The organism is Nitrospinota bacterium (assembly GCA_016217735.1).
Taxonomy (GTDB): Bacteria; Nitrospinota_A; UBA7883; order JACRGQ01; family JACRGQ01; genus JACRGQ01.
This window is the reverse complement of record JACRGQ010000056.1, coordinates 13,633-32,290: the sequence shown is the minus strand read 5'-3', so window position 1 is coordinate 32,290 and position 18,658 is coordinate 13,633. Positions and strand designations below refer to the sequence as shown.

At 59.1% G+C, this 18,658-nt stretch carries 21 protein-coding genes; 8 read left to right on the top strand and 13 right to left on the bottom strand.

The annotated features are described in order from the left end of the window. The first annotated feature begins 7 nt into the window (after positions 1–7). On the top strand, positions 8–481 hold the full coding sequence (locus HZA03_09370) for a V-type ATP synthase subunit D (GenBank protein MBI5638164.1): 474 nt from the start codon (positions 8–10) through the stop codon (positions 479–481). A gap of 7 nt (positions 482–488) precedes the next feature. On the opposite strand, the gene HZA03_09365 is transcribed toward HZA03_09370, so the two are convergent. From HZA03_09365 to HZA03_09330, 8 genes are all read right to left on the bottom strand, one after another. Then, on the bottom strand, positions 489–1,178 hold the full coding sequence (locus HZA03_09365) for an endonuclease III domain-containing protein (protein MBI5638163.1): 690 nt from the start codon (positions 1,176–1,178) through the stop codon (positions 489–491). 40 nt (positions 1,179–1,218) lie between these two features. Further along, entirely contained in the window at positions 1,219–2,346 is a 1,128-nt protein-coding gene (locus HZA03_09360; GenBank protein MBI5638162.1) for an ABC transporter permease, read from the bottom strand. Then, positions 2,343–3,479 carry an ABC transporter permease gene (locus tag HZA03_09355; protein ID MBI5638161.1) on the bottom strand — a complete coding sequence of 379 codons (1,137 nt, stop codon included), beginning with the start codon at positions 3,477–3,479 and terminating at the stop codon, positions 2,343–2,345. The genes HZA03_09360 and HZA03_09355 overlap by 4 nt, the downstream gene beginning before the upstream one ends. A 1-nt stretch (position 3,480) precedes the next feature. Next, a complete protein-coding gene (locus HZA03_09350; GenBank protein ID MBI5638160.1) occupies positions 3,481–4,419 on the bottom strand; it encodes an ABC transporter ATP-binding protein in 939 nt (312 codons plus the stop codon). A gap of 189 nt (positions 4,420–4,608) precedes the next feature. Beyond that, the gene (locus tag HZA03_09345) at positions 4,609–5,940 is read right to left on the bottom strand and encodes a TolC family protein (protein MBI5638159.1); all 1,332 of its coding nucleotides are present in this window, start codon (positions 5,938–5,940) and stop codon (positions 4,609–4,611) included. 22 nt (positions 5,941–5,962) lie between these two features. Then, on the bottom strand, positions 5,963–6,880 hold the full coding sequence (locus tag HZA03_09340) for an ABC transporter ATP-binding protein (GenBank protein MBI5638158.1): 918 nt from the start codon (positions 6,878–6,880) through the stop codon (positions 5,963–5,965). Next, positions 6,877–7,797: an efflux RND transporter periplasmic adaptor subunit gene (locus HZA03_09335; GenBank protein MBI5638157.1), complete on the bottom strand. Its 921-nt coding sequence runs from the start codon at positions 7,795–7,797 to the stop codon at positions 6,877–6,879. The genes HZA03_09340 and HZA03_09335 overlap by 4 nt, the downstream gene beginning before the upstream one ends. Next, on the bottom strand, positions 7,794–8,465 hold the full coding sequence (locus HZA03_09330) for a TetR/AcrR family transcriptional regulator (protein ID MBI5638156.1): 672 nt from the start codon (positions 8,463–8,465) through the stop codon (positions 7,794–7,796). The genes HZA03_09335 and HZA03_09330 overlap by 4 nt, the downstream gene beginning before the upstream one ends. Positions 8,466–8,691: 226 nt before the next feature. Between HZA03_09330 and HZA03_09325 the strand changes: the two genes are divergently transcribed. Then, a complete protein-coding gene (locus HZA03_09325) occupies positions 8,692–9,825 on the top strand; it encodes an iron-containing alcohol dehydrogenase (protein MBI5638155.1) in 1,134 nt (377 codons plus the stop codon). A gap of 290 nt (positions 9,826–10,115) precedes the next feature. Here the strand turns inward: HZA03_09325 and HZA03_09320 are convergent, their stop codons facing one another. Beyond that, complete coding sequence (locus HZA03_09320; GenBank protein ID MBI5638154.1) at positions 10,116–11,234, bottom strand: sigma-54-dependent Fis family transcriptional regulator; 1,119 nt, start codon at positions 11,232–11,234, stop codon at positions 10,116–10,118. A 756-nt stretch (positions 11,235–11,990) separates the two neighbouring features. Between HZA03_09320 and HZA03_09315 the strand changes: the two genes are divergently transcribed. Beyond that, positions 11,991–12,158 carry a hypothetical protein gene (locus HZA03_09315; GenBank protein MBI5638153.1) on the top strand — a complete coding sequence of 56 codons (168 nt, stop codon included), beginning with the start codon at positions 11,991–11,993 and terminating at the stop codon, positions 12,156–12,158. Between the two features lie 89 nt (positions 12,159–12,247). Then, positions 12,248–13,270, top strand: coding sequence for a squalene/phytoene synthase family protein (locus tag HZA03_09310; protein ID MBI5638152.1), 1,023 nt, complete (start codon positions 12,248–12,250; stop codon positions 13,268–13,270). Between the two features lie 45 nt (positions 13,271–13,315). On the opposite strand, the gene HZA03_09305 is transcribed toward HZA03_09310, so the two are convergent. The 4 genes from HZA03_09305 to HZA03_09290 all read right to left on the bottom strand — a co-directional run bounded on the left by HZA03_09305 (position 13,316) and on the right by HZA03_09290 (position 15,745). After that, entirely contained in the window at positions 13,316–14,026 is a 711-nt protein-coding gene (locus HZA03_09305; protein ID MBI5638151.1) for an ABC transporter ATP-binding protein, read from the bottom strand. Continuing rightward, positions 14,023–14,790: a cobalt ECF transporter T component CbiQ gene (cbiQ, locus tag HZA03_09300; protein MBI5638150.1), complete on the bottom strand. Its 768-nt coding sequence runs from the start codon at positions 14,788–14,790 to the stop codon at positions 14,023–14,025. The genes HZA03_09305 and cbiQ overlap by 4 nt, the downstream gene beginning before the upstream one ends. 19 nt (positions 14,791–14,809) lie before the next feature. Continuing rightward, positions 14,810–15,226: a nickel-responsive transcriptional regulator NikR gene (nikR, locus tag HZA03_09295; GenBank protein ID MBI5638149.1), complete on the bottom strand. Its 417-nt coding sequence runs from the start codon at positions 15,224–15,226 to the stop codon at positions 14,810–14,812. A gap of 90 nt (positions 15,227–15,316) precedes the next feature. Then, positions 15,317–15,745 carry a helix-turn-helix transcriptional regulator gene (locus HZA03_09290; protein ID MBI5638148.1) on the bottom strand — a complete coding sequence of 143 codons (429 nt, stop codon included), beginning with the start codon at positions 15,743–15,745 and terminating at the stop codon, positions 15,317–15,319. A 111-nt stretch (positions 15,746–15,856) separates the two neighbouring features. Here HZA03_09290 and HZA03_09285 point away from each other — a divergent pair, with 111 nt between their 5' ends. The 4 genes from HZA03_09285 to HZA03_09270 all read left to right on the top strand — a co-directional run bounded on the left by HZA03_09285 (position 15,857) and on the right by HZA03_09270 (position 18,616). After that, the gene (locus HZA03_09285; protein ID MBI5638147.1) at positions 15,857–16,720 is read left to right on the top strand and encodes an SDR family oxidoreductase; all 864 of its coding nucleotides are present in this window, start codon (positions 15,857–15,859) and stop codon (positions 16,718–16,720) included. Positions 16,721–16,845: 125 nt separating this feature from the next. After that, positions 16,846–16,989 carry a hypothetical protein gene (locus tag HZA03_09280; protein ID MBI5638146.1) on the top strand — a complete coding sequence of 48 codons (144 nt, stop codon included), beginning with the start codon at positions 16,846–16,848 and terminating at the stop codon, positions 16,987–16,989. A gap of 111 nt (positions 16,990–17,100) precedes the next feature. Next, the gene (locus tag HZA03_09275; GenBank protein MBI5638145.1) at positions 17,101–17,769 is read left to right on the top strand and encodes a TetR family transcriptional regulator; all 669 of its coding nucleotides are present in this window, start codon (positions 17,101–17,103) and stop codon (positions 17,767–17,769) included. A 73-nt stretch (positions 17,770–17,842) separates the two neighbouring features. After that, positions 17,843–18,616, top strand: coding sequence for an SDR family oxidoreductase (locus tag HZA03_09270; protein MBI5638144.1), 774 nt, complete (start codon positions 17,843–17,845; stop codon positions 18,614–18,616). Positions 18,617–18,658: the final 42 nt, after the last annotated feature.

Genomic DNA, 18,658 nt, shown 5'->3' with positions numbered 1-18,658 from the left:
GGGCGACATGCTGCGGCTCGCGGGAAAGAGCCTGCTGCTCGCCCGCTCGATAGAGCCGCACCGGGGGCTGGTGACGGCGGCGCTGGCGGCGGGGCGCGATATCCCGTTGACCGCCTCACTCCGCAACGTCTGGGGGGTGAAGATTCCCTCCATCGGTTTTCCGCCGCTGCGCCGGGGTCATTTCGGCCGCGGCAGCGCCCCCGGCCACCGCAGCCCGGTGGTGGACGAAACCGCCGCGCGCTTTGAAGATACCATCGGCGCGCTGATCGAAAGCGCCGTGGCGGAAAACCACCTGACGAACATCGGCGGCGCGGTCAAAGCCACCAGCCGCCGCGTGAACGCCCTGGAGATGCGCGTGGCGCCGGAACTGGCGCGCGATGCCGCCGTCATCCGCTTCAGCCTGGAAGAACAGGCCCGCGAGGAGACCTTCCGGATGAAACGCTTCAAGCATCTCCGCGAACGCCGCCAGGGAAATTTTTAGGTTTGTTTTATGCCGGGGATTTCGTGCTTCTTTTTCCCGCGCGGCAGGTTTGGTTGAGGGGGCAGGCGGCGCAGAGCGGCTTCGATTTGCAGACGGTGGCGCCGAGGCGGACGATGAGCGCGTGGTATTCGTTGTAGAGCTTCGCGCTTTGCGGGAGATGGTCCATGAAAAAACGCCGCGCCCCGTCGTACTTCGTTTTCTCCCCATAGAGGCCGTAGCGCGCGCCGAAGCGGAGCGTGTACTTGTCGATGACGAACGTTTTCCGGGCCGCGCCGTAGAGGAGTATGGAGTCGGCGGTCTCCGGCCCGATGCCGTGCACCTTCAGCAAGGCGGCGCGCGCTTCGTTAAGCGGCGTTTTTTTCAGCCACGCGCGCCAATCGCCGCCGTTGAGCGAGCCGAGCCAGATGAAGAACCCCCGCAGCCGCGCCGCCTTTTGCCTGAAGTAGCCGCTGGGGCGTATCAGTTCCGCCAGCCGTTCCTCCGGAATGGCGAGAAGCGGTTCCATTTCCAACGCCGTTTCCACCTTGAGGTTGGCGATGGCCTTCGCCACGTTTCCCCACGAGGTGTTCTGCGTGAGGATGGCGCCGGTTATCACCTCAACGTCGGTGTCGCCCGGCCACCAGTGCTGCGGGCCGTAATGCGCATACAGGCGGTCATACACCGCCGTCAGTTTTTTTGCGTTGTGTGCGTTTGGCATCCGCCGATTGTAGGCGATATGGCGGACGGGTTAAAGCGGGTTATTCGATGGTGCGGCGGAAGCGGAGCACCGCCAGCGAGAAGACCGACACCCCGATGGCCACCAGCGCCAGCATCTGCGGCCAGAGCACATCCATCCCCACCCCCTTCAGGAAAATCCCCCGGATGATCTCCATGAAATAGCGGAGCGGCACCAGATAGGTGATTTTCTGGATGACCACCGGCATGTTCTCGATGGGGAAGACGAAGCCGGAAAAGTACATGAACGGAATGAAGAAGGCGAACTGCGCGATCATGAGCGCCTGCTGCTGCGTGCGGGCGACCGTGCTGACGAAAAGGCCCAACCCCAGCATGGTGAGAACGAACAGCCCGCTGCAAAGGTAGAGCAGCCCCACCGAGCCGCGCAACGGCACGTTAAACCAGAAGACCGCCACCAGCAGCACCAGCGTCACGTCGATCATGCCGATGAAGACGTACGGGATCAGCTTGCCGAAGAGGAGCTGCCACGGGCGTATCGGGGTGACGAGAAGCTGTTCCATCGTGCCGATCTCCCGTTCGCGCACGATGGCCATGGAGGTCATCGACATGGTGATGAGCATGAGGACGAAGGCCAGCACCCCCGGCACCATATAGTTGCGGCTTTGCAGCGACGCGTTGTGCCACACCCGGATTTCCGGCGCGATGCGCGGCGGCAGATCGGCCTGGGGATTTTTGTCCAGCATGTCCTGCAGCAGATACTGCGAATAGCTGTTCACGATCATCGAGGCATACGCCAGCGCGATGTTCGCGGAGTTGCCGTCGGTGCCGTCGGCCAGCACCTGCAATTGCGCGGTATGCCGCCCCAGCACGTCGGCGCTGAAATCGGCGGGTATCACCAGCGCCAGCGCGGCGCGGCCGTGCTCGATGTATTCGTCCACGCCGTCCGCCGTATCCACGGTTCCGGCCAGCTCGAAATAACCGGAGTTGAGGAAGCGGTCCGCCAAACCCCGGCTGATGCTGGTCCGGTCGTAATCGCACACCACCAGCGGCACGTGCTTAACGTCGGTGACGGCGGCGTAGCCCAGCACCGTAAGCTGGATGACCGGCGCGGCGATGGCCATGAAGCGCAGCCGCTTGTCGCGGAAAATCTGGCGCAGCTCTTTCATCACTATCAGCAGCACGGTATTCATGCGGCCCTCCGTTTTCGCAGCATGATGTGGGCCGCAAGCGCCAGCGTGACCGCCGCGAACAGCAGCATATAGAGCAGTTCGCGCCAAAAGACATCCGGCCCCACCCCCTTGAGCATCACGCCGCGGATGATGATGAGAAAAAATTTCACCGGCGTCACGTTGGAGAGGATTTGCAGCAGCCACGGCATGCTCCGGATGGGGAAGACGAGCCCGGACAAAAGAAACGTGGGGAGGATGGACGACAGAACCGCCATCATGAAGGCGATCTGCTGTTTCTCGGCGATGGCGGAGATCAGGAGCCCCTGCCCCAACGCCGCGAACAGGAAGACCACGATGCCCAGATAGAGCCAGACAATCGCCCCGCGCACCGCCAGATCGAAAAACACAAAGGCGATGCCGAGCACAAACGCGGAACTGACCAGCGATATGATGAAATAGGGAAGCGTTTTGCCGATGACGATCTCCGCCGTCCCCAGCGGCGAAACGGCGAGCTGCTCCATCGTACCGCTCTCTTTTTCGCGCACGATGGAAAGCGCCGTGGAAATGACCGAGCTCATCATCAGGATGAAGCCGATGAAGCCGGGAACGAGAAATTTGGTGCTGGAGAGATTGGGGTTGTACCAGACCTTCGGGCGCAGCTCGATGGGGGGATCGAACCGCTGGCCGCGGCGGGTCATGAACTCGGCGCGCAGGTTCGCGGAGTAAGTTTGGATGATGGTGTTCATGTAGCCCAGCGCGGTGGTGGCGGTGTTGTTGTTCGAGCCGTCCATCAGCACTTGCACCGGCGCGTCTTCGCCGCGGTCCAGCCGTTTGGCGAAATCGGCGGGAATCACCAGCGCGGCGAGCGCCCGGCCGCTTTCGATGCTTGTTTCAATGTCGCGGTAGCTGGTCACGTCCGCGGCGATGGTGAAGTAGCCGGAATTGGTGAACGCGCGGATAAACGCGCGGCTTTGGCTGCTTTTGTCCTGGTCGAACACCGCCAGCCGGACGCTCTTCACGTCGAAGTTGAGCGCCTTCCCCACCATCAACATGAGAAAGGCGGGAAGCAGGATGAGGAGCATGAGCGATACCCAATCGCGCCGCACCTGCCGGAATTCTTTTACGACAATCGGTTTTATGCGCCTGAAGGTCATTTCAGTCCCCTCCTCCCGATTCCGCCAGCAGGTGGATGAAGACGTCCTCCAGCGACGGCGTGATCGGCTCTATCCGCTCCGCCGTCAATCCCCGGCGGGCGAACGCCTCCCGTATCCGGCGGCTCCCCTCCACGGCATCGTCCACCCCCGCGTGGAGGTGGATGCCGAAAAGCGTCAGTTCACGCACCCACGGTTCCCCCTTCAGCGCCTCCATGGCGGCCACCGGATCGGCGGTCCGCACTTCCAGCATCCGGTAGGTGATATGGCGTTGCTTCAATTCTTTCGGCCCGCCGCTGGCCACGATGCGGCCGGCGTTTATCATCATGATGTCGTTGCAGTATTCCGCCTCGTCGAGGTAGTGGGTGGTCACCAGCACCGTCACCCCCTGTTCGGAGAGCCGGCTGATAAGCTCCCAAAAATTGCGGCGCGAGACCGGATCGACGCCGGAGGTCGGCTCATCGAGGAAAACGATGGCCGGCTCGTGGATAACGGCGCAGCCGAGCGCGAGGCGCTGTTTCCAGCCGTCGGAGAGTTCGCCGGTGAGGCTGCCTTCGCGTCCCGCAAGGCCGGCCATCTCCACCACCCACCGCATCCGTTCGGTGATGCGCGCCGGGGAAAGGCCGTATACCCCGCCATAGAAACGGATATTTTCCTCCACGGTGAGGTCCTCGTAGAGCGAGAATTTTTGCGACATGTAGCCGATGCTTTTTTTTATCTGGAACGTCTGGGTGGCGATGTCGAAGCCCCCCACGGAGGCGCGGCCCGCCGTCGGTTCCATCAGGCCGCAGAGCATCCGGATGGCGGTCGATTTGCCCGCGCCGTTGGGGCCGAGAAAACCGAATATCTCCCCGCGCTCCACATGGAACGAGATGTTGTCGACGGCGGTGAACGCGCCGAATTTTTTTGTCAGCCCGTCCACCTCGATCGCATAGGGGGGCATACGCGCTCCTTTTTTTCCGCCAGCCGCCACAGATTTCATGCTAATTGGATACCATGGATATGGCAATGCTCTCCATTTCCCTTCCCTTTTGCCGCCATGCCCAGGTAGCGGCGGCACTCTTGCCGCCGATTTATTCGGGCGACAGGAGTGTCGCCTCTGCCAAGCAAGGGGATCAAGGGGAGGAATTCCTTATTTTTCCTCTTCCGTATCCGGCTCCCCGGCCGATTTTCGCATGCGCGCCTGGGCGATTTCGTAATCGGCCGTGGCGATGGTGTAGTTCAGTTTGCTCTGCAACAGGGCGATCTCGGCATCCAGCACTTCGGTGTTGGTGGCGTGGCCGTTGTGGAACCGGTTTTTGGTGATGCGGGCGCTTTCCTCGGCCTGTTCCACGCCGCCGCCGGCGATGGCGATCCGTTCGCGGGCCTGCAGCAGGGCCAGATAGCTCTGGTTCACTTCCAGTTCCACGCCGTCGAGCGCCTGCTCATAGGCGAGTTCCGCCTGCGATTTCCGCGCATCGGCCTGGGCCACCTGGCTGCGGGTGATCCCCCAGTCGAAAACATCGTAACTGACCATGACGCCGGCGGCCCACGTGCTGTCCCAGCGCTCCTGATTCGGCAGGTAGCGCTGGTTGGGGTTGGCGTAGAGAAAATCGCCGAAGAGGGAAACCGTGGGGAGGAATCCCCCCTTGCTGGCGCCGTAACCGGCGCGGGCCGATTTCACCTTCATCCGCGCGGCAAGCAGATCAGGGCGGTTCTCGATGGCGGAGCTTTTGTATTCCGCCAGCGTCTTCAGCGGGGCGTCCCGCGCGGCGAGGGGGGTGGTCAGCGCGAGGTTCGTGTCCAGCGGCAGGCCGATGACGTTGTTGAGCTGCATCATGGCGAGCTTCACGTTGTTGGCGGCATCCGCCTGCGCGAACCGGGCGTTGCTAAGCTGCACCTGCGCCTTGAGCTGTTCGTCGCGCAGCATGATGCCGGCATTCACCATATTGGTCACGTCGGTGAGGTGGCTTTGCACCTGCGTCACGTTTTCGTCTATCACCTGCTTCACCTGTTGGGTTTTGTACAGTATCCAGTAGGCGCTCCGCGCCGCCAGCGCCATGCCGGCCCTGCCGTCTTCGTATTCCTTGTCGGCCGCCAGGGCGCTGTACGCCGCCGATTCGGCGTACCCCTCCAGCCTGTTGCCGGTGAAGAGCGGATAGGTGACCGAAAGCTTGGCCTGGTACCAATTGGTGAGCGAGGGGGAAATGACGGTCGGCGCGGGGGAACCGGGGGGCTGTATCTGGAACGGGCCGACGTCGCTCATCCGGGTATAGCCCGCCTGCGCCGCCACCCGCGGCTTGTCCGCGCCGGAAGTCTCATCCGCCTTGGCGTGGGCCGCGGCGGCCCCCAACGAGGCCATCCGCACCTGCTTGCTGTTCTGCAGCGCCATCCGCGCCGCCTCGTCTATCGAAAGCCGCCGTTCATCCGCCGCGAAAGCCGCGGCGGGCAGCAACACCGCAAGCATTATCCCTATCCGTTTCATCGATGCCGTTCCTTTCATTCCGTTATGCCGCATTGGTGATGAGCGATATAAACACGTTTTCCAGCGACGGTTTCACCGGCCGCCAGTCCGTAATGGGAATGCCGCCATTCCGCAAAATGGATTCAACTTTTTTGAAGCCCGCCTCCGTTCCGTCCACCACCACGTTGAGCCGGTCGCCGAACGCCTGCACGTCCAGTATGCCGGCGGCCCCTTTCAGCAGGCGCGCGGCGGCCCGGATATCGCCGCAGACGATTTCAAGCACGTCGCCGCGCATCCGTTCCTTGATGTTGGCGGGGGTGTCGAGCGCCATCACCGCCCCCCTGTTCATCAGCGCCACCCGGCCGCACCGCTCCGCCTCGTCCAGATAGGGGGTGCTCATCACGATGGTGATGTTGGTTTTAAGCAGGGCGGAAAGTATTTTCCAAAAATCCATGCGCGATATCGGGTCCACCCCGGTGGTCGGCTCGTCGAGGAATATCAGCCGGGGGCGGTGGATGAGCGTGCAGGCGAGCGCCAGCTTCTGCTTCATGCCGCCCGAAAGCCGGTCGGCCAGCCGGCCGCGGAACGGCGTGAGGCGGGTGAAGGCGAGCAGCTCTTCGCGCCGCTCCCGGTAATCATGCACGTCGTGTATCTCGGCGAAGAACTCGATGTTTTCGTCCACCGAAAGGTCGCCGTAAAGCGTGAACCGCTGCGAGAAGTAACCTATCTGTCGCTTGATTTGTTCCATGCCGCCGCGGACATCGTGGCCGAAGATGCGGGCGGTTCCTTTGGACGGCTTCATGATGCCGCAGAGCATGCGGAAGAGCGTGGTCTTCCCCGCCCCGTCCGGCCCCACGATGCCGAACATCTCCCCCTCGCGCACGGTCAGGGATATGCCGTCCACCGCGCGCATATCGCCGAATGATTTGCCCAGCCCTTCGATGGCCAACGCTTCCGTCATGGCCGCCCCGCCGCCAGCTCCGCGTCGGCCGGCATTCCCGGCTTGAGCGCGCGTTCGGGGTTCGGTATCTCCAGCTTCACGCCGAAGACCAGCTTGGTCCGGTCGTCCTTGGTCTGCACGTTTTTGGGGGTGAACTCCGCCACCGGCGAAATATACACCACCGTGGCCGGAATGGCCTTTTTCGGCCGCGCGTCGATAAAGACGTCCGCCCGCCGCCCCAGCTTCACCCGCGCCAGCTCCACCTCGCTTACATAGATCATCAGGTTCACGGTGGCAAGGCGGCTGATACGGAAAAGCTGCGCGTTCGGCAGCACGTGATCCCCCTCCTCCACCGATTTTCGGGTGACGGTGCCGTCCACCGGGGCGGTGACGGAGGTATCGGCGATGTATTTCTCCACCTGCGCGCGCTGCGCCTCGGCCAGCGCGAGGCGCGCCTGGGCGGACTCTATCTCTTCGGGCAGCAGGCCGTTTTTCAGTTTTTCGTAAGTCTCTTTCGCCACGGCGAGGCGCGTGGCCGCGTCGTCATGCTGCCGTTGCGTCGCGCCCCGCAGGCGGAAAAGCTCGGCTATCCGCTTGAACTCCGTTTCGGCGAAGCGGAAATTCGCCTCGGCCAGCCTGATGTCCTCGCCGCGCGCGCCGCGCTGGGCCAAACGGTGCTGCGCGCTGGCGGCCTGCACGTTGGCCTCGGCCTGCCGCAGTTGGATGTCGAGGTTTGCGTGATCGATGGTTGCAAGCAAATCCCCTTTTTTCACCTCGGCCCCCTCAGCCACGGCAAGCGCCGTTATCTCGCCGCCCAGCTTGGCGTTCACGGTCACTTCGGTCGCCTCTATCACGCCGCTGGCGGTGATGGCGCCGTCCCGGGCGTTATTGCATCCGGCCAGCGCGATGACGGCGATCACAAGAGCTATGCGCTTCATTTCTTTTTTCCTTCCTTGGCGGTTTGCTTGAAGCGGGCGCGGAACAGCGGTTTCGCGCCGTCGGCCAAAATTCCCTCGAACATCACCCCGATAACCCCCCGGTAGGCTTCTTCGGCGGTGAACGGATGCCGCGACAGCGTTTCGGGGTTTACCACCCCTTGCACCGCCGCGAGGAAAATGGCGATGAACAGTTCCACGTTCACGTCGCCGCGCACCACGCCGATGCGCCGGCCGTCGGCGATCACCTTGGCGAATTCCCCCTCTATCCGCGCGCGGCGGAACTCCTCTATCTTTTTCCAGAGATCGGGGCGGAAACGGCGGAGGTCTTCGAGGAACGCGCGGTTCACCCGCGACAGCGCGCCGGTGATGAACGCGCAGAAGGCATACAGCCGGTCGAGAAAATCGCCGGGCCGGGAAAAGATTTCGGTCAGGTTTTGGCGGATGTAAAGCATCTGCCACTCAAACGCCGCGTCCACCAGATCGTCCTTTTTGTCGAAATGCCGGTAGAGCGTTTTTTTGCTGATGCCAAGCTGCCCGGCCAATTCGTCCATCGTCACTTTGGAAAAACCGCGGGCAATGAAGAGGCCGCGCGCGGCGGCGATGATGCGGGTGCGCGTATCGGCTTCGGCCACCGTCCGCTCCCGCGTGGAAACTGCAATATCATGCATGAGTATCCTTCTCCCTCTTGCCTGTTTTCAAATATACCATGAAAAGCAGGGCATGGAAACTATTTCATCGTGTTGCAGTTTCCGGCGGCGGTACCGCGGTTCTTTCCCGCTTCTGTCATCCTGAGCCGCGGGCGAAGGAACTCCTTCCGGAAAGGGATTCTTCGTTGCACTCAGAATGACAAAAATTGGTATAGTGAAAAAAACACCCTTGCGAAGGAGCCGACCGATGCAGGATTTCATCTACCGCAACCCGACGCAGATCATCTTCGGACGCGGCAAGGCCGCCGAAACCGGCGCCGCCGTGGCGAAGCTGGGAAAAAGCGTCCTGCTGGTTTACGGCAAAGAGAGCATCAAGGGCAGCGGCCTCCACGCCCGCATCCGCCAAAGCCTTGCGGCGGCGGGGGTGCGCGCGGCGGATCACGGCGGAGTGAAGCCGAACCCGCTCATCAGCCACGCCCGCGAAGGAATAGCGAAGGTGCGCGCCGAAGGGCTTGAGGTGGTTCTCGCCGTCGGCGGCGGCAGCGTGATGGATGAGGCGAAGGCCATCGCCGCCGGGGCAACGGTGGATTACGATCCGTGGCTGTTTTTTACAGGGGGGAAGCGCCCTGAGCGGGCATTGCCTTTGGTGGCGGTGCCGACGCTGGCCGCCACCGGCAGCGAGATGAACGGCAACTCCGTCATGACCTCCGGCGGCCTCAAGCTTGCGATGTATTCACCGCATTCCTACCCGGCCGTTTCGATACTCGATCCCGAACTTACGATGACCGTGCCGAAGGAGCAGACCGTCTACGGCATCGTCGATACCTTCAGCCACATCATGGAGCCGTACTTCGGCGGACGCGAGATGGATGCGCCGGTGCAGGACCGGCTGGCCGAGGGGCTGTTCGTCGCGCTGTTTGAAAGCGCCAACCGGCTGCTGCAAGACCCGCATGACTACCGGGGGCGGGCCGACATGCTTTGGGCCAGCGCCGTGGCGCTGTGCGGCATCGCGCAGGCGGGGCGCGGCCCCGCCGGGTGGGAAAACCACATGCTGGCCCACAGCATCGGCGCGCTCACCGATGCCCCGCACGGCGCGTGCCTTGCCGTGGTGATGCCCGGCTGGATGAGTTATGCGTCGCTGAAGAGGCCGGAAAAGTTCGACCAGTTCGCCGAGCGGGTGATTGGGATGCATGGGGCGCAAAACGGCATCGCGCAGCTCAAAATGCTTTTTTCGCAGATCGGCGCGCCGGTAACGCTTGCCCGGCTTGGATTGAAGGAAGAGGACATCCCCCGCATCGTTGCACACGTATTGGAAAGCTCCCCCGGTGGCGGCTCCCTCGGCCCCTCCGGCATCACCGCCGTCCTCAAGCTCTGCCTGTAAATCAAGCCACGCGCTGGCCCCTGATCCTGTCATTCCCGCGAAGGCGGGAATCCAGCCATATTTTCAAAGCTTCTCCATCGGCCCATCGGGCCGAGAAGAGGTTATGCATGATGTACACAATAAATTGTGTACCTGCCGAGAAAGGGAGAAATGGCGCATTTGGCGCGCCTGAATCTTTTGACGCGGGGCGTTTGGAAGATTTGGAGGTTTTGGAGCGTCGTGGAGCATCTGAAAGAATTGAAAGAACAATTTTCGGCTGATTGGAAAGGAGAGAGGGACGGGAATGGCGATCAGCGGGTGATGCCGCGCTTTTTGAGCTTCTCGACGAGCGTGGTGCGGTTAAGCCCCAGCATGGCGGCCGCCTTGTTCTTCACCCAGTTGGTCTTTTCCAGCGCCTGCATGATAAGCCCCATCTCGTATTCTTCCACCACCTCTTTGAGGCTGATGCCGGTTTCGGGAATATCCATCGTCGCGGCGGCGGGCGCGGCGGCCTGCGGCTCCAGATCGGCCTCCTGCGCGCCGACCAGCAGCATGTCGGTGTAAAGCTGCTCGTCCTGGTTGGCGTCGCTGATGAACTGGTACGGGAGGTCCTCCACGTCGATCATCCCCTCCCCCTTGATCACCACCATCCGCTCGCAGATGTTCTCCAGCTCGCGCACGTTGCCGGGCCACTCGTATTCCAGCAGCAGCTTCATCGCCGCCGGGGTAACGCCGGCGATGCCGCGGTTCCTGCTCCTGTTGAACCGCTTGATGAAGTGGTCCACCAACAGCGCAATGTCGTCCTTGCGGGCGCGCAGCGGCGGCAGTTTGATCGGAATGACATTCAGGCGGTAATAGAGATCCTCGCGGAACCGTTTTTCCTTGATCGCCTTTTCAAGGTCGATGTTGGTGGCGGCGACCACCCGCACGTTGGTGCGTATCACCTGATTGCTGCCGACCCGCACGAACTCCTGCTGCTGCAGGATGCGCAGCAGCTTCACCTGCAAGGCCGGACTCATGTCGCCGATTTCATCGAGGAATATCGTTCCCTCGTGCGCCATCTCGAATTTGCCCACGCGGGTGCGGATGGCGCCGGTGAAGCTCCCCTTCTCGTGGCCGAACAGCTCGCTCTCCAGCAGGTCTTCGGGGATCGCGCCGCAATTCACCACCACGAAGTTTTTGTTGCGCCGCGGCGAATGCATATGCACCGACCGGGCGAAGAGTTCCTTGCCGGTGCCGCTTTCCCCCAGCACCAGCACGGTGCTGTCGGTATCGGCCAGCTTCTCGACGGTGCCGAAAATTTCACGGATGCGTTTTGAATTGCCGATAATGTGGGCAAACCCCTTGCCGTTCCCCTGCGTTGCGGCCCGGCCTGTGACGTGGCCGATGGCCTGCTCTTTGCGCTCTTGGAGTTTCTCCTCGATGGTCATCGGCTCCGGCCCGGAGGCTTCTTCCGCCGCCGCCTCGCCGGCTTCTTCAAGGAACGCCTCGGCGGCACGCAACTCGGCCAGGTTTGCGGCCAACAGTTTCTCCCGCTCGTCCGGTTGGGGAGCCATAAATATCGAATTGTAGGACAAGACGCTTATCTCCTCATCCATCTCTTCCGCGTTGACCGCGGCATCGTGATCAACCCGCTCAGCTTGCTGCATAATCGGAGTCGGTACAAAATCAGGATCAGTAAAATTATCCAGGATATTATCAGGTTCGTTCATAATTTTGACGCTCCCTATCTCCCGTAAGTTATAATTTCAGCTAATTATGGCTAATTTAATCCATAATCAATCCTATTTCAAGCAAATAAAATTTTTGTTTTGGGGATTTTTTTTACTTACGTCAATTTTACCGATAGTCACCACAACCAGCTATCCTATTTGCATGTGTACATTTTTATACACACAAAGACATGGCCTACACTTACAAATACACTTTTGTAGAAGCATTTATGATATGTTATTGATTCTTTTGATAAAATTTTTGGCACAGGATATGCTTTATACATATGATGTAGATGCAAACATTACATAACAAATGATAAGGAGAAGCAGATGATGTCGAATAAGGCTAAAACGCCCGGCGGCAGACACTGCCAAGCCTGTGAATACCGCTGGGAAAATCTGAACAGGCGCTACTGCCTGTACGGTCTGGTAAATAACAACCTTGAATACTGGAGATGGGAGTGAGCAATCATGAGAAAAGAGCAGATGCCCCAATTTTGCAAGAAGTGCGCTAACGTGCGGACGAGCCTTTTTGGCGGCGAGCACTACTGTAAGCAGGTATGCAAATACAACCCCCTGTTCCAGTTTCACGCTTCGCACTCGTACTACCGGTGGATGAGCGGCGTCGGCATCGCCTGAGCCGGAAAAATCATCCCCGCCCCTCCCGCGCGGCAGGAGGGGCGTTGCCAGGACGACTTCCGTTTCAAATCCGGTATAATGCGCACGATATGCGCAAATCGGCCAACCACGAACAGATATGCTGGGATATCCTCCCGGCGGTTTCCCGCAGTTTCGCGCTCTGCATCCAAAAGCTCCCCAAGGGGCTGGACGAACGGATGATGGCCGCGTACCTCATCCTGCGGCTGATCGACACCATCGAGGATTCCGCCGCGCCGCTGGAAACCAAACGGATGGCGTTCGGCCAGTTTCTCGAACTGCTGGCCGCCCCGCCGCCCGTGAACCGCCAGAAGGCGGCGGCGCTCCGCGATTACCTGCTGGCGAACATTGATTACAGCTACGAAAAAGTTTTGCTGGAAAACCTGCAAAGCCTGCTGGAGGTTTTTCACGGTTTTGCCGCCGGGGAAAAGACGGCCATCCTCGACTGCGCGCGCGAGATGGCGGATGGGATGTTGAAATTCCAGGGAAAAACCATCGACTCCCTCAAAGTGCAGGAAGAGTACTGCTACTATGTGGCGGGCATCGTCGGCTACCTCAACTCGCGCCTTTTCCACCTCGCCGGCCAAATTCCGGAAATGCCGGACGAACAGTTCATGGAACTTGCCAAAAATTTCGGCATCGCATTGCAGAAGGTGAACATCCTGCGCGACGTGGCGAATGACATACCGCACAACCGCAATTTTTGGCCGCTGGATCTGCTGACGGCACAGGGATTGTCGTACCAAACGCTCTGCCTGCCGGAAAACCGCCAAAAAGCGATGAAAGTGCTGGACACCATTGTGGAAGACGCCCTCCCCTACCTTGAAGACGCGCTGGCATACACCAAGCGGCTCCCCCGCTCCGCCGTCCGCGTGCGCGTGTTCTGCCTCATTCCGCTGTTCATGGCGGTGGAAAGCTACGCCAAGTGCGTGGACAACGAGGACATCTTCAACGGCGGCAAAACGGTGAAAATATCGAAAGCCGACGTGGCCCGCATCGTGCGCAATTCGTTTCTGCTGGCGCCGTGCAACTGGGCGCTGCAACGGTGGTTCGATGGCGGGGTCCGCGCCGTCCGCCAAAAGCTCTCCCGCTGAAAAAGGCGGAACGAAAAGAATTTTGCTCCGCGCGCAAAAAAACGATCACGTCATGCCATGCTCTTCCAGCAGGCGGGTATCGGCCAGTATCCGCTCCACCGGGCCGTCGGCCACTTTTTCCCCCTTGGAGAGCAGCACGGCACGCTGGCATTGCCGCCGCACCAGATCGATGTCGTGCGAAATGATGATCTGCGTTCCCCCCAGCCCGGCCAGCAGCGCAATGATCTGGGCGCGCCCCTTGGGGTCAAGCGAGCCGGTCGGCTCGTCGAGCGCCAACAGTTCCGGCCCCATTGAAAGAACGGTGGCAATGGCGGCCCTTTTTTTCTGCCCCATGCTGAGGTGAAAGGCGCTTTTGCCCGCCGCGCCGTTGAGTCCCACGCGTCGGAGGCTCTCCTCCACGCGGGATGCTATTTCCGCTTCATCCAACCCCATGTTGCGCGGGCCGAAGGCGATGTCGTCATACACCGTGGGACAAAAAAGCTGGTCGTCCGGGTTTTGAAAAACGACGCCGACGCGGCGGCGGATTTCCTTGAGGTTGGCGTTGCTCACCGGCAGGCCGTGGATTCGGATATTGCCGTTCCCCATGATGATGCCGTTGAGGTGAAGCAGCAACGTGCTTTTCCCCGCGCCATTCGCGCCGATGATCCCCACCCGTTCGCCGCGTTCCACCGCGAGATGGACGTTTCTCAGCGCCGTGGCGCCATCCGGATAGGCGTAGGAGAGTCCGGTAACGCTGACCGCCGGCCCGCTGTTCATAATGTTCCCCGCACCGCGGCGAACCACGTGAAAGCGGCAAGCATGAACCACCAGTCGGCGGCGTGGAAACGCTCACCATCGGTTGGCGGCGGCCGCCAGTTGAATCCGCGCGAGGCCATCGCCAGGTAGACCCGCTCCCCCCGCTCGTAGCCGCGGAGGAACAGCGTGCCGGCCATCTCGCCGATCACCCGCGCATCCCAAAGCCACCGCCCGCCGTAGCCGCGCGCGTCGCCCGCCCGCTTCATCCGGAGCGCCTCTTCTTTCAGGACGAAAAGGTAGCGGTAGGTGAAACCGATGAGCATGGTGACGATGCGGGGGGCCTTCATCCGCTCAAGGCCGCGCAACAACTCGGGAAACGGCGTGGTGGCCGAAAGCAGCGTGACGCAGACAACCCCGAAGCAGGCCTTCACCATCGCGTTCCAGAAAAGCAACAGGCCGGAGCGGGAAAGATGCATGCCGCCGATGCCAAAACTGTAACCGCCGGTGAACGCGCCGTCCCCGGAAAAGGGAAGAAATACGGCGGTCATCGCCGCGAAGGGAATCACCACCAGCGAGCGTTTCAGCACATACCCCGGCGGCACGCGGGAGACGATCAAAAAGCCGATGGCGAAAGCGAAGTAACCGATGAACGCCAAGCAGGCGTCCGGCGGGGTGCTGACGCAGACGAGGATCGCGGCGAACAACCCCACAATCTTGGCCCGTGCGTCCAGCCGGTGAACCGGGCTTTCAAGATAGCTGTGACGTTCAAATCCCCGCGCCGTCATGGTTTTTCCCGAAATATCTTTAGGCCAATTTTGTGCCGGTGGAGCTCATGCTCAACTCGGCGTGAAAAACCCCTTTTTGCCGCCGCAACGTGTCCGCCAGTTCCCGTATCCTGCTCGCCGCTCCACGCGCGATGATCACCTCGGCGCACATATCGTGATCCAGATGAATATGGGTGGCGGCCAGAATGATGTGATGGTGATGATGCTGGATTCCCGTCAGCTTCTCGCCCAGCTTCCGCTGGTGGTGGTTATACACCAGCGTCACCGTGCCGACCGCCTCGTGATCCGATTCCCACTCCCGCGCCACCAGCCGGCCGCGTATCATGTCGCGGATGAATTCCGAGCGGTTGCCGTAGCCGCTGGTTTTGATCAGTTTTTCCAGTTTCTCCATCAGCGGCTTCTCGATGGAAAAGCTCAACCGTTCCAGTTCCGGCATAGCCCTGTTCCCCCACCATCATGACGTTGTTGGAATGACCCCATCAGTAATACGATTTTACTTATTGTAATAACACGGAGGGGGGAGATGTCAATCGATAAAGGAATTGGAGACGATATTGTTCCGTTGCGCGGGGGTCTGTTCCGCGGCGGCGGCGGCGGCCGAAGCGGCGCGGCGGATATCATTATCGCCCTTCCATTTCGTCCCCCATATCCCCATGGCGGCTATGAGGGCTTCCAATTCCCGCCCTTTTTCGGTGAGGGCGTATTCCACGCGGGGGGGAACCTCGGCGTAGACGGTGCGGGTGAGCACCCCCGTCTCTTCCAGTTCTTTGAGGCGAACGGAAAGGGTTTTGGGGCTGACACCGGCAAGCGATTGGCGCAGTTCCCCAAACCGCCGAGTACCAACCATCAGGTCGCGCAGTATCATTAACGTCCATTTCCCTTGAATGATGGCGATTGCGGAATGAACTGGACAAGAAATATCGTTGTTTGGAGCAGGCTCTCGTCTTGTAAGCATTTGTTTATCCTTATAATTCCAATTGTGTAATTACAGGTAAAGTATATAGTAGATTGCAATAATATACAATAGGTGGGAAGATACAAGCAACAGCCTATAAGGAGGTTCATCATGAAAGTTCTAGTTACCGGAGCCACCGGAACCGTCGGCTCCGAAGTGGTTAAGCAGCTTTCCGCTGCGGGCATTACCGTTCGCGCGGCCGTCCACTCCCCCGAAAAGAGGGAAAGGATAAAAGGCAAAGGGGTCGAAACGGTACGGTTCGATTACGAAAACCCCCAGTCTATACGCGAAGCCCTCAAGGGGATTGAAAAACTCTTTCTGCTTACGCCGGTCGCCGCGAATATGGTGGAACAGGTCAAATCAGTCACCAACGAGGCGAAGTCGGCCGGGATACGGCATATCGTCCGGCAGTCGGCGTTCGGCTCACAGCTCGAGGAGACTCTCCTCCAGCGCTGGCATTTCGCCGCCGAAGAGGCGATAGGGGCATCGGGGATACCGTACACCATTCTACGCCCCAATTTCTTCATGCAGAATTACCTTACCTATCCGGCCGTGGATGGAGCCTATTATCTGCCGCTGGGTACCGCGCGGGTCAGCATCGTCGATGTGCGCGATATCGCGGCCGTCGCGGTGAAGGCGTTGCATGAAAAAGGGCATGAAGGGCGCATCTACCCGATAACCGGCCCGGAAGCCATCACCGCCGCCGAAGCGGTGGCCCTGATCGCGAAAGCGTCCGGCGGACACTTCAGGTATGTCGATACACCGCCGGAAGAGGCCCGCAAAGCCATGCTGGCCGGTGGAATGCCGGAATGGCTGACCGACGCATTGCTGGAACTCTACGCTTGGGCGCGCGGCGGCAAGATGGCCGAAGTGCGCAATACGGTGGAGCAGGTGACCGGGAGGAAGCCGCACAGCTTCGCCCGTTTCTCCAGGGATTATGTGCGCCGCTTCAAAGGGGCGGCACGGGCCGCCTGATACCGTGTGTCCGCTAAAAAAAGAAGGGGCATCCCGCCCCTCCTTTTTTTTTCGCGGCCGGTCTATAATCAACCGGTGAACAACAAAGCGCGGGTTTCAAAACATACCCACGGGAGCCGCTGACCGTGGCGCTCGTCATCGAAAGCCTCCAACGCCCCATCGTGCTGAACAACATCCCGTTCATCATCGAGGAAGAGCGGGTGCTGCGCGACTGCCCTTCGGAAAACGGAAATGAACAGGCTCCATTCGAGAGCTTTATGCGCGGCTGAACTTCTGGGATTTGAAACCCGACCGAGACGCGAAATATTCAATAAATAAAACATTTGACAAATGACCACTGGTCATTTATGTTGTTGTACAGAGGCTGGGGAGAGAGGGTAATGGTCATCAAACAACGCGCAATCAGCAGTGACGAAAAACAGGAAAGGCGGGAGGCTATCCTGAATGCGGCGGAAGAGCTTTTGACCGGAGACGAATATCATGACATCAGCATCGCCTGCATTGCCCGAAAAGCGGGTTTGGCTAAAGGAACAATTTTCCTGTACTTCAGGACAAAAGAGGAATTGTTTCTGCAATTGCAGATCAGGGCGTACAAATCATGGTTTGAGGATGTCAACAGGCGGCTAGAAACTTCATTGCGGCATAAGACTAAAAACACCATCAACGTATTTGTGGAAAACATCGTGGCCTCCATTGGGAGTCACCCCATGATGACCCGGTTGACACCCATCCTTCATGTCATCTTAGAACGAAATATTGACTATAAAACCACATTGGAATTCAAACGCTTTTTACTTCATGAAATCCTTATCACTGGACAGCTAATCGAACGGTGCCTCCCTTTTCTTCGAGAAAACGATGGTGCAGAGTTTTTGCTGCACCTGCAGGTGCTACTTATCGGCCTCATCCAGTTAACCAACCCAGCGCCAATAGTCAAACAAGTCATCGAGACGGAAAGAATGGAGGTATTTCAACTGAGTTTTGAAGAAAGATTGCCGGCAATGCTGGCACTGCTCATCAGCGGAATGAAGTTTGCCCGCATGAGATAAAAAAATTTACCATATAAATGACCATGGGTCACTTAAGGAGGAGCGCGATATGAAAAACAAAGGCCAGAACAACATGAGAACGGTTCTTATTACCGGAACTACGAGCGGAATCGGATATGAACTTAGTGAGATTTTTGCGATGGAGGGGTTCAATCTGGTTTTGGTTTCCAGAAATGACCAAAAGCTGAAGGCGCAAAAAGAAAATTTGGAAAAACGTTATGGGGTAACGGTTCACATCCTTGCAAAAGACCTTTCGGAACCCAGAGCGCCGAAAGAAGTCTTTTTGGATATTCAAGGCCAAGGGATTCATGTCGATATTTTGATAAATAATGCCGGATTCAACGAAAGCGGCCCGTTCCACGAAACAAACATTGATAAAGAACTGCGGATGTTACAAGTGCATATTGCATCCCTTACACACCTGACAAAGCTCTTTCTGCCGGGGATGTTGAAAAACCATTACGGCAAGATATTAAATTTGGGTTCAACCGGCTCCTTTGCCCCGTGCCCCCTGGATGCCGTGTATTGCGCGACAAAAGCATACGTCTTAAGCTTCTCAAACGCTCTTAGGGCGGAACTTTCAGGAACAGGGGTGACAGTATCAACATTGTGCCCTGGCGCGACGAAAACGGAATTTGCCAAAAAAGCAAATATGGAAAATATCCTGCTTTTTAAAAAATTCGTGATGGAACCGCAGGAAGTCGCCAGAATCGCTTATCGCGCATTTATGGGAAATAGGAAGGTAATTGTTCCCGGACTATTTAATCGGCTGTTAGTTCTTTCAATTCCATTTACGCCGAGTAAGATTCTGGAGAGGGTATCAATATGTCTTCTTAAGAGGGATTAACCCTGAATCCGTTAAGTTGCGGGTATACGCCACATTCGGCTT